11 protein-coding genes are annotated in these 13,561 nt (G+C 69.3%); 3 read left to right on the top strand and 8 right to left on the bottom strand.

Annotated features, from left to right (window positions below; translation table 11 throughout):
- Positions 1-35: 35 nt before the first annotated feature.
- From ABZ664_RS17720 to ABZ664_RS17705, 4 genes are all read right to left on the bottom strand, one after another.
- Positions 36-1,325: a C40 family peptidase gene (locus ABZ664_RS17720; RefSeq protein WP_362510257.1), complete on the bottom strand. Its 1,290-nt coding sequence runs from the start codon at positions 1,323-1,325 to the stop codon at positions 36-38.
- A gap of 155 nt (positions 1,326-1,480) precedes the next feature.
- Positions 1,481-3,403 (bottom strand): sigma-70 family RNA polymerase sigma factor, encoded by a 1,923-nt coding sequence (locus tag ABZ664_RS17715; protein WP_362510255.1) that lies wholly within the window; start codon positions 3,401-3,403, stop codon positions 1,481-1,483.
- 353 nt (positions 3,404-3,756) lie between these two features.
- On the bottom strand, positions 3,757-4,569 hold the full coding sequence (locus ABZ664_RS17710; RefSeq protein ID WP_362510252.1) for a hypothetical protein: 813 nt from the start codon (positions 4,567-4,569) through the stop codon (positions 3,757-3,759).
- Between the two features lie 64 nt (positions 4,570-4,633).
- On the bottom strand, positions 4,634-6,244 hold the full coding sequence (locus ABZ664_RS17705; RefSeq protein ID WP_362510249.1) for an ATP-binding cassette domain-containing protein: 1,611 nt from the start codon (positions 6,242-6,244) through the stop codon (positions 4,634-4,636).
- Between the two features lie 736 nt (positions 6,245-6,980).
- Here ABZ664_RS17705 and ABZ664_RS17700 point away from each other — a divergent pair.
- Positions 6,981-8,375 (top strand): carbohydrate binding domain-containing protein, encoded by a 1,395-nt coding sequence (locus ABZ664_RS17700; RefSeq protein ID WP_362510246.1) that lies wholly within the window; start codon positions 6,981-6,983, stop codon positions 8,373-8,375.
- Positions 8,376-8,554: 179 nt separating this feature from the next.
- Here ABZ664_RS17700 and ABZ664_RS17695 read toward each other — a convergent pair whose 3' ends face one another.
- The 3 genes from ABZ664_RS17695 to ABZ664_RS17685 form a co-directional block, all read right to left on the bottom strand.
- Positions 8,555-9,727, bottom strand: coding sequence for a hypothetical protein (locus ABZ664_RS17695; protein ID WP_362510243.1), 1,173 nt, complete (start codon positions 9,725-9,727; stop codon positions 8,555-8,557).
- Positions 9,724-10,275: a SigE family RNA polymerase sigma factor gene (locus tag ABZ664_RS17690; protein ID WP_362510240.1), complete on the bottom strand. Its 552-nt coding sequence runs from the start codon at positions 10,273-10,275 to the stop codon at positions 9,724-9,726. The genes ABZ664_RS17695 and ABZ664_RS17690 overlap by 4 nt, the downstream gene beginning before the upstream one ends.
- Positions 10,276-10,394: 119 nt before the next feature.
- The gene (locus tag ABZ664_RS17685) at positions 10,395-10,844 is read right to left on the bottom strand and encodes a MarR family transcriptional regulator (RefSeq protein ID WP_362510237.1); all 450 of its coding nucleotides are present in this window, start codon (positions 10,842-10,844) and stop codon (positions 10,395-10,397) included.
- Positions 10,845-10,928: 84 nt separating this feature from the next.
- Here ABZ664_RS17685 and ABZ664_RS17680 point away from each other — a divergent pair, with 84 nt between their 5' ends.
- The gene (locus tag ABZ664_RS17680) at positions 10,929-11,534 is read left to right on the top strand and encodes a MarR family transcriptional regulator (protein WP_362510234.1); all 606 of its coding nucleotides are present in this window, start codon (positions 10,929-10,931) and stop codon (positions 11,532-11,534) included.
- Here the strand turns inward: ABZ664_RS17680 and ABZ664_RS17675 are convergent.
- Positions 11,513-12,064, bottom strand: a complete 552-nt coding sequence (locus ABZ664_RS17675) for an ABATE domain-containing protein (protein ID WP_362510231.1) — start codon at positions 12,062-12,064, stop codon at positions 11,513-11,515. The genes ABZ664_RS17680 and ABZ664_RS17675 overlap by 22 nt on opposite strands.
- Positions 12,065-12,158: 94 nt before the next feature.
- Between ABZ664_RS17675 and ABZ664_RS17670 the strand changes: the two genes are divergently transcribed.
- Positions 12,159-13,508 carry an MFS transporter gene (locus tag ABZ664_RS17670; RefSeq protein WP_362510228.1) on the top strand — a complete coding sequence of 450 codons (1,350 nt, stop codon included), beginning with the start codon at positions 12,159-12,161 and terminating at the stop codon, positions 13,506-13,508.
- The last annotated feature ends 53 nt before the right edge of the window (positions 13,509-13,561 follow it).

Below are 13,561 nucleotides of genomic sequence, written 5' to 3'. Positions count from 1 at the left end.
GGTCACCTCTCAGCCGATCGTCCTCTGGCCGGTCGTCACGCGGGACGGGTCGCGCCGACAAGATCGCTGCGCCACATCGGCGCGACCCTCACCACGTCACCCGTCTGCGGGGCGTGCACCATCAGCCCTCGGCCGACGTAGATCCCCACATGGTGGATGTCTCCGGGATCGCTCGTGATCTGCCCGTAGAAGAGCAGGTCACCCCGCTGGAGCTCACTGAGCCGCACGTGCGGGCCCGCGGTCCACTGGGTGCCGGTCCAGTGGTCCAGGGCGACCCCCACCCGCTCCCAGGCCCGCATGGTCAGCCCCGAGCAGTCGTAGGCGGACGGCCCGGCGGCCGCCCACACGTACGGCTTGTCGAGCTGGGTGAGCGCCCAGTCGGCGGCGATGTCGCCCCTGGCGGAACCGGCCGTCACATTGAGCGCCCAGCGCGAAGCGGGCTCTCCCGAGGCCACCGCCATCCGCGCCGCCTCTCGGCGCACCGCGGCGGCCTGTTGTCGAGCGCGCTCGGCGCTCTCCCTCGCGATTCTGGCCTGCTCCAGGGCCGCCTCGCGCCTCCTGGCGAGCAGGTCGGCGGCGTCGCGCGCCTCGTCGGCCAGCCTCTCCAGCCGAGCCTGCTCCTCCTTGATCCGCCGGGTCTCCTCGACCTGCTCGGCGACGGCCTCCTCGGCGGCGAGCTTCGCCTCCTCGGCCCTCGCCTGCGCCGCCTGTCGCTCGGTGTAGGCGTCGTCCGCCTGCGCCTTGAGGATCGCGAAGACCTCCTGGGCGTCCCGCAGCTGCTTGAGCGTCTCCGCCTGCCCCCCGCCCATGTGGGCCAGGATGCTGGCCCGACGCAGATAGCCGTCGTCCATGGGGCCGCCGCTGTCGGTCATCATCGCCACCATGGGCTGGGTGATGTCCAGACCGCCGTAGCTCTGAGCGGTGATCGCGGCCACCGCCTCACGGGCCTCCCCGACCTCCAGGCCCGCCGTCCTCGCCCGCTCCGCCGCCTGCTCCGCGAGCTCCTTGGCGCGAGCCGTCTTGACCAGCTCCCCGTTGTACGACTCGACGAGGCGCTCCGCCTCGGCGACCAGCTCCTCCAGCCTGGCCTGCGCCTCGGCGACCTGAACCGTGGTCGCGCCGAGCCTCTCACCTCGCTCGCGGGCGACGGCCCGCGCTTCGGCGACCTCACCCGCCGACGGAGCCGGTACGCCGCCCCGTACGGCGTCGTCGGCCGGTCCCGGCCGGCCGGGAACAGCGCCGGCGGGGAGCCCCGGCCCGGCGATCAGGCAACAGGCGAGGCCCGCCACCGCGGCGGCATGACGGCGCCGTCTGACTGAATGCATGCGTCTCCCCCCGGAGTCCCCCTTGTCACCGCCTCTGCGCGGTCTGGCCACGTGTCGCGGTCTTGTCCGCGCGACGCGGCGCGACGCGACGCGTCACCGCATGCCAGGCGGCCTACCTCAGCATTCCCGTTCGTCACTCTTCACACACATGTCGCTCACTCACCGTAGTCATCGCCCGCCACACTATCCCCACCGTCAGGGGTCCCGGCCCCCGAATCTTCACGCCCGGCGCCTTGTACGACGAATGCGCGACGGTTTTCCCGCCGAACGTCTGTCCGCTCGCGATCCGCGCTGGTCGAGATCCGTTCCGGACCCTCCAAGGACCGCCCAGGACCGGTGGACGCGGGCCGGGAATCGTCAGGGATCCGCCCCTGGCCGGACGTCGGGCGGTCTGGGTTGGCAGGCGAACGTCGCGGATGGGTGAACGGCGGCCGGAGATCCGCTCGCGGAGGTCCGGGTTCGGCTCGCGGAGGTCTCGGGTCGGTCCGCCGAGGTGTCGGGGCCGCGCGCGGAGGCCTGCGCCCTCCCCTCGGGCCTGTCACGTCGCCCGGTGACCTTGGATTCGCCCGCGGAGGTGCCGAGTCCTCCTGGGGAGAGCCTGGGGCCGTCCACGGGGGCGCCGGGTTCGCCGGGTTCGCCGGGTTCGCCGGCCGATGAGGAGTTCGGCAGCGGCGGGGGGAGTGTCCGTGGTGATCACGGGACGGGTGGTGCCTGTCCGGCGTGCCGATCCCGGGGGACCCCGGCGGCACCGGCGACAGGGGTGGAGAGGGCAGGGCCGGGTTCTCCGCAGGAGCGGCCGGACGGTCGACCGCTCCATCATCCGGCGATCCGTCATCGGATGCCCCTTCGCCGGACGACCCGTCATCGACCGGACCGGGTGGCCCTTCGCCCGGAGGTTCGTCACCCGGTTGCCGAGACCCGCTCTCCCCCCGGTGGCCGGTCGGGTCCGGTGCTCCCGGCCGCCGGTCGCTCCGCAGCTCGGGTCCGGTGGCACTGACCGGCTCCGTCACCCCGAGCGATCCGATCCGCTCGACGGCCGCCCCCTCCCCGACGGGTTCCGACGTCACGGGCGCGCCTTCTCGCCGGGATTCTCCTGGTCTCCAGGAGTCCGAAGGCTCCAGCACCGCCGGGAACGCGTCCGAGGCGACACCGGACCCCGTGCCCTGCGGCCCGATCCCCGTCTGGACCAGGACCAGGGCCAGCGCCGTCATCGCGGCGACCGCAGCCGCGCCGGCGAGCACGTAGGGCCTGCGACGGCTCCCGCGAACCCTGTCGACGGGGAACCCGGCACCGTCGAGAGGGCCGGCCCGATCGGCGACGTCGCGCCGGTAGGGGACCCGCTCGGGGTCGGTGAAGTGACTCATCACCCACGCGCGCAGCGTGGGCGGCAACGCGACGAGGGGGAGCAGGTCGTAGACCTTCGCCGCGGAGACCTGCCTGACCCGGTGTGGGGCGCAGGTGTCGCAGCGGTTCACGTGACGGATGACCCGCTCGCGCGCCTCCGGCGTGAGCTCGCCGCCGAAACCGGTCAGCATGCGGGCCCGGCTCGCGCAGTCGTAGGGCCCCTTGCGGACGAGGACCTCCGCGGTGACGACGTCGCGCAGGCGCTCCCTCGCCGACTCGTACAGCGCGCCCGCGACCTTGGGGGTGACACCCAGGACCGCGGCGAGGTCGATGGGGCCGAAGCCGTGGCGGCAGCTCAGGTCGAGGATCTCCCGGTCGTCGGGCGACAGGCTCCGGGTGGCGTTCCAGGCCATCACCCGCAGGTCCGCGTCGTCTCCGGCGGCGACCACCGGGGCGGGGTCCTGCGAGCCGTGCCCCTCGTCGAGATCACGCCGTACGCACTCCCCCCGAGCGAGTGCGTACAGCCACGCCTCCAGCCGACGGGCGTCGGTGAGCGCGTGAATGTGGGCCTCGGCGGCGACGAGGGTGTCGAGGAGTGCCGACTCGGCGGCGCCGGAGGTGGCGAGCATTGAACGGCAGTATCGGTAGACGCTTTCCGCGTATGAGTCGTAGAGATCGGCGAGGGCTCCGGGACTCCTCGCACACAGCGCTGCGACCAGGGCACCGTCAGTCATGTAATCGAAGGTAAGCGCCGAGTAACCGTGGATGCAGCACTTCACGGACGGCAACTTCGATTGTCTTTAAAATGTCATCGAATCAAGTAAGAATTCGACGTGAATGACAATCATAAATACCAAAGAATTGCTATATGACCCGAATTGTTCGTGCATATCGGAGCACTGGGGAAGGTCGCCCGACCGCGGGCGTCCGGCCCCGCGGTCAGGGACGGACGACCACGGGCGGACGGCCGGAACATCCGACGATCACGGACGAACGACCACGGACGAACGACCACAGTCGAACGATGACGAGCCTTCGGCGATCACCGACGAACGGCCACGGGCCGGTCAGAGCGTTCGGCGATCACTCACGGACGGCCGGCACCCGCGAGGGGCGCCTGCCTGCCCCGGTCCTTGGCGAACGGGGGCATCTTCGGCTTGACCGTGTTCAGAGGCAGGGAACCGCCGAGTGCGAGCTGCTCGAAGGGACGGCTGCTCGATCCCCAGGTGCGCGCGCTCACCTCGGCGGAGGCGATGTCGCGGGTGTTCTGGACGCTCTTGATCTGCATGATGAACCGGCGCTTCTGCCCCGCCTGGACGTTGTCCACGAACGTGCTCCCGCCGCCGAGCAGCTTGCCCCGCTTGTCGCGCAGGAGCGCGGTGACGGCCAGGCTGCGGGCCGGTATCACGTACGGGGTGCCGACGTAGCCGGTGACGAGGTAGTCGCCGTCGGCGGTGCGGTCGGTCAGCACCTCGCGGATCGGGAAGGGCTGGAACGCCGAGACGATCCGGCCCGCCTGGTGCCAGTGCGCCGGACGGTACGTGATGCTCACGGTGGCCGGTTTGTCCTGGGCCACCGCCTGGCCGGTGAAGGGGAGCGTCCCCGCGGGGGGTACGGCGTCCAGCGGTTGTTCGAGCCGGACGACCTCCTTGCCCTGGGAGTTCTTGGCCACCACGGTGGCCACGACGTGCTCGCCGAAGTGCCACGGGTTGGTGTTGGCGAGCACTCCTGCCCAATTCACCACATACCCATCGTCACCCTTGACGATGGAGGAAGCCTGCTCCCTGACCGCGAGCGGTTGGAGCGCGGCGGCCTGCTTCGTCTCCTCGTCTTCGGTGCATCCGGCGCATCCGATGAGGAGGAGGGCGAGGGCGCCGACGATTCGGGTGCTGTGCGTCACCTAGCCGTGATAACCGGCCTGCGGCCCCCCGCCCACCTGGACACGCCGGAAACGGCCGGAGTCTTTACCTCTGCCGGACCACTCTGGCCTCGTCCCATACCGGTTCGGATGATTCGTAGACCTTTCCGTCGGCGCCGAAGACCAGGTACCGGTCGAAGTCATCGGCGAACCAGCGGTCGTGGGTGACGGCGACCACGGTCCCGTCAAAGGCGTCCAGCCCCTCCTGGAGAGCCTCGGCGCTGGCCAGGTCGAGGTTGTCGGTCGGCTCGTCCAGCAGCAGCAGAGTGGTGCCCGACAGTTCGAGCAGCAGGATCTGCAACCTCGCCTGCTGGCCGCCGGAGAGCGTCTCGAAGCGCTGCTCGGCGATGGTCCCGGCCAGCTCGTAGCGCGACAGCACCTTCATCGCCTCGTTCTTGAGCCGGGCGTGCTCGGTCATGACGATCTCGCAGGGCGTCCGGCCGATGAGCTCGGGGCGTGCGTGCGTCTGGGCGAAATGGCCGGGGACGACCCGTGCGCCGAGCCTGGCCACACCGGTGTGCCCGACCTCCTCCCCGGCGATCAGACGCAGGAAGTGTGACTTGCCCGAGCCGTTGGAACCCAGCACCGCGACCCGCTCGCCGTACCAGATCTCCAGGTCGAACGGCTTCATCAGGCCGGTGAGCTCCAGCTTCTCGCAGATCACCGCCCGCTTCGCGGTCCGGCCGCCCTTGAGCCGCATGCTGATGAACTGCTCCTTGGGCGCCGCCTCCGGCGGCCCGGCCTCCTCGAACCTGCGCAGCCTGGTCTGGGCCGAGTGGTACGCCGCGGCCATGGTGTCCATGTACTTGGCCTTCTGCTTCAGCATGAGGACCAGGCGCTTGATCTTGGCGTGCTCCTCGTCCCAGCGCTTCTTCAGCTCGTCGAGACGCTCGTTGCGCTCCCTGCGCGCCTGGGCGTACGTACGAAACCCTCCGCCGTGCACCCAGATGTTGCCGGACTCGACGGTGATGATCCGGTCGGCCGCGTTGGCCAGGAGCTCCCTGTCGTGGCTGACCAGCAACACCGTCTTGGCCGTCTCGCGCAGCGCCCGCTCCAGCCAGAGCTTGCCCGGCACGTCCAGGTAGTTGTCCGGCTCGTCGAGCAGCAGCGTCTGGTCGGGCCCTCGCAGTAGCGCCTCCAGCACCAGCCGCTTCTGCTCACCGCCCGACAGCGTGTTGACCTCGCGATACTTGCAGTCGTCGTACGGCATGCCGAGGGCGGCCATCGTGCAGGTGTCCCAGAGCACCTCGATGTCGTAGCCGCCCGCGTCGGTGTAGTCGGTGATGGCCTGCGCGTAGCGCATCTGCGCCTTCTCGTCCTCGCGCTCCATCATCACGAGCTCGGCGGCCTCAAGCTGCTCGGCCGCCTGCCGAACACGCTGCGGGGCGACGCTGACCAGCAGGTCGTGGACGGACCTGCCGTCGCGGATGCTGCCGATGAACTGCCGCATGATGCCCAGGCCACCGGAGCTGGCGACACTCCCGTCGACCGGCTGCAGGTCGCCCGCGATCAGCCGCATCAGCGTCGTCTTACCCGCCCCGTTGGGCCCGACGAGCGCCGCCTTGACCCCCTCGCCGACCCGGAAGGACACATCGTCCAGCAGCGGCCGCCCATCCGGCAGAACGTACGTCAGATGCCCGACCTCAACATGTGCCACTGCGCTTCCCTCTTTCCAAGTCCCCGCGCAGGCTACATGCCGGTTTCAGGTCCGGCATCCCGATTCCAGCCGGTACGGCCTGACGATCCGGTCGTCATGCCCACGGCGAGCAGATCGCCCCAGTTCTCGTGAGCCGGTGAACTCTTCCCGAGACACATCGCCGCCGAGCCGTACGGGATCCCGCGTGGGCCCCCGCCGCGTTCGCGGACGAGCATCCCGTCTCCCTCCGTCGAGAGCCCCTCCGGGTGGCCGCTTCCACGTCGACCGGTCGTATGCCTCCAGCATCCCGGGGAACACCGCCATCTGGCCCGCCAACCGCAGCAACGCCGCCTGCGGAATCTCCAGGGGGCATTGGGGATGTAGCCGAGGAGATCAACAACCTTCCTGAAAAACCCTCGGCAACCCCAGCTCAGAGCCATATCCGTTGGGTTTTCGCTGTTTGCCACGGGACCCCCTATCGGTCCGTCGACTCCGCCATATGGCGCAAAATGCACAAACCATCCTTTTGTGGACACGCATCATTGAATCCACTTAAGGTTCCCTATCGGGATTTTTGTCAGAAAAAGATGTCAAGCGGAACCATTATCGGTATTACACTTTTAGTTACGGCCAATCCGATACCAGAGCAAGACTGTACGTTTATTCATAAGTCTGAAAATGTTTGCAATGAGGTATTTGTTTCGTCAGCGGTGCTGATTACTCTCCCGATCATGGGTTCTCAACGGGAGGAGCACCTTTGTCATTGAAACTGCGTCGCATCATGTCGGCGATCGCCGCGGGGGGACTCGTCGTTCTGGCGATGGCGAGTCCGGTGGCCGCATTCGCGCCGCCGTACATCAACGAACCCACCGGTCCGTACACACTGCCGGTGGACGCCAACGTGCCCAAGCGTGGCTGCACCACGACGCTGTCCGACCCCAAGGACGCGAGCGGGAGCACCCCGGCCATCCAGGTGATCTACGCCTGGCACGACGGCGGAGGGAACAACTACGAGGCCCAGGTCGAGCAGATCGCCAAGCTGGTCGACCGGATGGACCTGGAGCTGGACGAGTCCACCGACTACGACCAGCACCTGAAGCTGAGCTGCCGCACCGGCTACGACACCAGCACCTACTCCGGTTACGCCCGCGCGCTGGTGATACCGGAGAAGATCGAGGCCGGCGTGATCGGCGGCGAGACCACGGTGGACAAGATCACCGATGATCTCGGCACGGCGGGATACGACAACGCCAACCGCAAGTACGTGGTGTTCGAGGACTTCAACGGGACCGCGACCGCCTGGTGCACGACGACGTGCGCGGCGACCGCCGACGAATGGTCCAGCGCCACCCTGCTGCACGAACTGATCCACCTCGGCGCGGACAGTTTCTACGTGGACCATCCCAAGGTCACCGAGACCGTCAACTACCTCAGCTATCCCGACGTCATGTCCAGCCAGACCTCCGACTGGCAGCTGGACCATGACTTCAACAACTACTACGACCCGAGCGAGACCACGGCGACCTTCTACACCGGCAATGAGGCCGGTGACACCCGCAAGGTGAACGTCGCGGCCTGGCCCTACTTCACCACCCCCACCTGCTGCGACATCGGCTACAGCAACGACCTGCTGACCGCGCAGGAACGCACCGTCGAGGCCGACGCGCCGTACGCCGCCCCGACCGGGTTCAGCGTCTCGGGCGGCGGCTGGATCCAGGTGACCCCGCCCGGCCCGACGTCACAGATCTCGGCCAAGCACTACGACGGCCGCCGGTCGCTCACCATGAACGTGCAGTCGCACGCCGACGGCGTCGTATCGGTCACCCGCAAACCCGCGGTGACCGCCGGCCAGACCTACAAGTTCTTCGCCAAGATGACCACCGCCACCTCCGGCAACGTGAAACTGCGCCTGTCGTGGTACAACTCGTCCAATACCCTGATCTCCACCAGTGACGGTCCGACCACCGCGCTGACCAGCACCTGGACGGAATACCGGCACAGGGCGACCGCCCCGACCGGAGCTACCAGCGTCCAGATCTCGGTGGTCAGCCCCGCCGGCCAGACCTTCGTCTACCAGCTCGACGCCCTCCAGCTCAACCACTGCAACAACGGCAAGACCACCGACGGCTGCCGACTGGACAGCTGGCAGTGACCTCCAGGTGACGAACTGATCCAGCGCCTCCCGGCGGTGACCCGGTGCACCGGAGCCCGCCGGGAGGCGCTACGTCGTCCCTTGCCGTGACCGACGAGGTTTCTCCGTCACCCGGTTCTCAGTCGCCCCCTCCAGGTGGGTCGGCGCGGTTTGCGATCATGAGTCGGGACGGACCGTCGCTACCAGGCCGCCAACATCTCCTGCGAGGCCCCGAGGGAGTCCAAGGGCTCCTGACGAACGAGGACAGTCACCTGTCCGTTCTCGTCCAGCCTGCTCAGCGGGTAGAAGTTTCCCGTGAAGAGCAGGTGGCGCCCGGTGGCGTCGTACTGGAACAGTTTCCACCGCGGAATGCTCCTGCCGGCGTGTTCCGCGCCGAACAGCGTGCCGATCTTCCGGCCGTCCACGACGGAGTACTCCTCGATCGTGTAACGGTGCGGTCCCCGGCCGTCGGACGGGTACCTGCGGCCGACCAGCATCCTGTGACCGTCTGGGCTGATCGTCGCGGCATCCGGGGCATCCACCCCCTGAACCACCGTCCGGCCGGCTTTGAGCGTGTCACCGGCGGCGGTCGTGTCAAGGACCCGGGCCTGCGACATGGTCACGAAGCCCAGCGTGCGGCGGTCGGCCGCCCACGACAGGCTCCAAAGGTCTCCGGTGGCGTTCGTCGTCCAGGTACGCGTCTTCCCGGTGGGCAGGTCGACGACCGTGAGCCGGGCACCGGGGCAGAAGCGCAGCGTCTTGTCCTTGCCACACACCTCGCCGTCGACGCTGTAGGCCAGTCGGGTGCCGTCGTCCGTGACGGCGAGGGATGACGCGGCCGTACCTGTCACAGGGGAGATCACGTCGCGCGCCAACTCCGCGACCCTCCCGCGCTCGTCGATCCGTATCCGGTAGAACCACGTGGTGCTCACCGCCGTCTGACGGGACAGCACGCTCTGGGCGACGTAGAACGTTCTGCCTTCTCCGGTTCCGGCGAGCAGATATCCGCCGCGCACACCCCGGGTGCTCCCTTCCGGGGATCGCGGCATCACAACCCGGTCGGTGACCTTACCGCTGTGGGCGTCGCGGACCATCAACCCGTCGTTCCTCGCGACCAGGAGGAAGCCGGGGCCGGGCGGACCTTCCGTCACGGGTTGTACCGCACCCGAACCGCGCAACCCGGTCCCGACGGCGACGCTCACCACCACGACCGCCAGGGCGGCCAGCAGCGGAGCCATACGAAGAGAACCAGGAAGGCGACGAGTGGCCCTCGGTCGTACCGCCTGGTCGGCGGGGCGCAGGGTCTCGGCGCTCACCAGCTCGGCACCGGCGGCAAAGGCGTCGCGGAGCCGGTCTTCGGTCTGCGGGGTCATCGGTCCTCCTCCAGTTTCGTGGCGAGCGTCCTGAGGGCTCGGGACGTGGACGACTTCACCGTTCCGCGGCTGACCCCCATCACATCGGCGATCTCCCCCTCCGACAGGTCGAGGTAGTAGCGCAGCACCACCGCCTCACGCTGACGGCGCGGCAGTGCTCGAACGGCGAGGAACACCTCTCGCCGGGTCTCCCCCAGCAACACCTCGGTCTCCGCGGACCAGAACGGCACTTTCCGATCACCGCCAAAACGCCGAGTGATCATCCGGCGCCGGTGGACCATGCGGCAACCGTTGAGTACCGCCGTCCGCAGATAGGGGAGCATCTGGTCGTGATCGGTCAACCGGCTCCACCGGCGGTGGATCGCCGCGAAGGCGTCCTGCACGACATCCTCGGCCGTCTCCCGGTCCCCCACCAGCAGAAAGGCGAAGCGGACGAGGCCGAGACGGTGGGTCATGAACAAATCGGTGACGACGGTGTCGGCCGGAGCGGCCGCCGCGTGAGGCTCCGGCGGCGGTTTCTCCACCACACTCCTGATCTCAGACTGCATGCCTGCTCCATGCGTATCCCACCGATCAGGTTGCCTCGGGACGGCGGATTGGTCCCCTTCCCAGCGAAGCCCCTTCCCGCGCCGTCGCGCGGTCAGCGGGGTCAGCAGGGTCAGCGCGGTCAGCCTTCCCTGTGGCGTCGGCCCAGCTCCGCGACGAAGGCCGTGAGCAGGCGGGCGAACTCCTTCCTTTCCCGCTCGGACCAGTCACGCATCGCCGCGTCGAAGATCTCGCGGCGGAAGCGATGGACCCGCTCGGCGTGCCCGACGCCCAGTTCGGTGAGTTCCAACGTGCTGCGGCGGCCGTCGGCCGGGTCGGTCACCCGGCGAACCAGCCCCGCCTCGACGGCCCTGGCCACCAGGCGGCTGGCACGGGGCTGGTCGACGCCCATCCGGCCCGCGACGGAGGTCACCGTCGCGGCCTCCGTTTCCTCCTCCACGGCGTCGATCACCCCGAAGAGCGCGGGGTCGAGCTCGACGTCACCCGCGAGGCGCTGGAGGGCTCGGCGGGTCTGGCTGCGCCGGATCGCCACCATCGCCCGTTCGACGGCGGCCACCTGAGGGTCTTCCATCTCTCGATAATACATGCATTAATACATGTTATTGTCAAAGAACATGTATTTACCGAAGATCGAGAAGCAGGGAGAGGCGGCACCGTGAACACCTCCCGGATCACCGGCCAGAGGCGTCCCATCGGCTACTGGATCAAGCACCTCCACGGCCTCGTCGAGAGTTCTCTCGACGACCTCCTCGCCGACCAAGGGCTGACCCGCCGCCACTGGCAGGTGCTGAACGTCGTCGCCGTCGACTCCCCCACCCTCGCCGGCCTCGACACCGCCCTCGCTCCCTTCCTCGACGACCGGTTCCCCTCCCTGCGCCCGTTCGTGGACGGTCTGCGCGAGCGGGGCTGGCTGGAAGGAGCGGAGCGGCTCTCCCTCACCACCGCCGGGATCCGGGCGCACGAAGAGTTGCGACGGCGGGTGGACACCGACCGCGCCCGCCTCACCGAGGGAATCAGCGCCGAGGAGTATCTGGCCACGATCGACGTCCTGACGCGGATGTCGGCCAACCTGACCGGGCCCGGCGAGACCCGCGAGACCCGCGACCGACCTTCAGGCCCCGCCGGACCGGGCCCCATCGGACCGAGGCTCCGGCGAACCGAGACCCACCGGGCCGGCCCCTCCCGCCCGAGCCCTTCGAACCCAGGAGTCCCAGGCTCGAGCCCCAAGACCCAAGAACCTCAGGAGGAGCGCCCCGCGTAGTAGCGCCGCGACTTGTCGCGGCTGCCGCACGTCGCCATGCTGCACCACCGGCGGCGACGATTCTTGCTGACGTCCAGGAACAACCAGCAGCACGAAGGACACTCGCCAAGCCGGTCCAACGGCCCATGGGTGAGCAGCTCGACCGCCGAGGCCGCGACCTCCCAGAGCAGGATTCGCGCCGTACGCGGTGCCCCCCAGGAGAACCGGAACTTCTCGTCGGCCTCCTCCAGCCGGCCACGGGCGATGCCGTCACCGTGCAGCGCGACGACGGTGTCCAGATCCGGTCGCGGCGCCCGCTCCCCCCGCGTGAGGGGCCGGAACACCCGGAACACCGCCTCACGCAGCTCGCGGGCGTCCGGCAGGGCCGCCGCGAGCCCGTCCGGCTCCTCGATCGGACGCCCCGCCGCCGCGGCCCAGGTCACTGCCTCATCCGGCGTGCCCAACCAGTCTCGCCCGGCCACCGGACGGGCGTTGACCGTGTTCGCGAAGTCCAGGCACAGCGCGTTTCCAACCAGCTCGACGGCAGTCATGGCATGAGTATCTCACCGATCAAAGTCTGTTGACAGGTTAGGTGCCATCGGCCACGCTATGACCGATCAAACATATTTGAAAGGTGAGAAACGGATGCGCCTCCTCCCCGTTTCGCTGGGCCGGCCGTTCAACGCGCTGTGGTTCGGCACCGGTGCCGCGAACCTCGGCGACGGCATGGCGCTGTTCGTCCTGCCGCTGCTCGCCATCGCCGCCGACGCCTCCCCCGGCGGGGTGGCGGCCGTGACGGCGGCGCTCACCCTGGCATGGCCGATCTTCGGCCTGCACGCCGGCTGGATCGTCGACCGGGTCGACCGCCGGATGCTGCTGAGCGGCGTGAACCTGTTCCGCGCGCTGGCGCTGTCCGGCCTCACCCTCGGCCACCTCACCGGCACCCTGTCGCTGCCCCTGCTCCTCGCCGTGGCGGTGCTGCTCGGCGTGGCCGAGACCCTGGTCGACACCGCGCTGACCTCGACCATCCCCGTGGTCGTCGAACCCACCGGGCGCGGCAGGGCCAACGCGCGCATCGAGGCGACCGTCAACATCGCCAACCAGCTCGCGGGCCCACCGCTCGCCGGGCTGCTCGCGGGCCTCACCCTCGCCCTGGCCACCGGCGCGAGCGCGCTCCTGTACGCCCTCGCCGTCGCCGGGATCGCCATGATGGTCCTGCGCCGGACACCCGCCGAGGCCGGCACCACCGGGAACGGCGACGTGGCCGCGGGCTTCCGATACCTGTGGCGGCAGCCGGTGGTGCGAACGCTCACCCTCTTCACCGCCGTGATGAACATCCCCTGGGCGGTCGCGACGGCCCTGCTCGTCGTGTACGCGGTGAGCCCCGGCCCGCTCGGCCTCACCACGGTCCAGTACGGCCTGGTGCTGACGGCGATGGCCGTGGGCGGGCTGCTCGCGGCGGCGGTGGTGGAGCCGTTGCGGCGCCGGTTCGGGGTGGCCAGGCTGCTCATCGTCGACGCCGCGGGGACCGTGCTGCTGGTGGCGCCCGTGGCGCTGGGCGGGCCGACCTGGACTGTGGCCGCGGGGGCGGTGATCGCCGGCGCCGGGTCGAGCATCTGGCGCATCCTGGTGGCCACGATCCGGCAGAACCTGTCGCCGCCGGAGTTGCTGGGACGTATCTACGCCGCGTCCCGGATGCTCAGCTGGGGCGTGATTCCCGCCGGCGCGGCACTGGCCGGAGTCGCGGCGGAGCTGTGGGGGGTACGGGCGGTGTTCGGCATCGCCACGGGACTCGCCATCGCCGTGCTGTGCGTCTTCGTGCCGTACGCGCTCCGTACGGACCTGTCCGCGTCCGCCGAGTCCATGAACGTCGAGTCCGCGACCGGCGAATCCACGGCCGAGGAGCCCACGGTCGTCAAGTCCGCGACCGGCGGGTCCGCCGTCGTCGAGTCCACGTCCGTCGAGGCGGCGGTGGACCGCCGACCCGCTGTGTGAGCACGGCGGACGGCACTTCGCCCCCATGTGCCCGAGGTCCCGATCGGCACACG

The organism is Streptosporangium sp. NPDC006930 (genome assembly GCF_040635605.1).
GTDB lineage: Bacteria > Actinomycetota > Actinomycetes > Streptosporangiales > Streptosporangiaceae > Streptosporangium.
The sequence above is the reverse complement of the archived record's forward strand: the minus strand, read 5'-3'. Positions and strand labels throughout refer to the sequence as shown.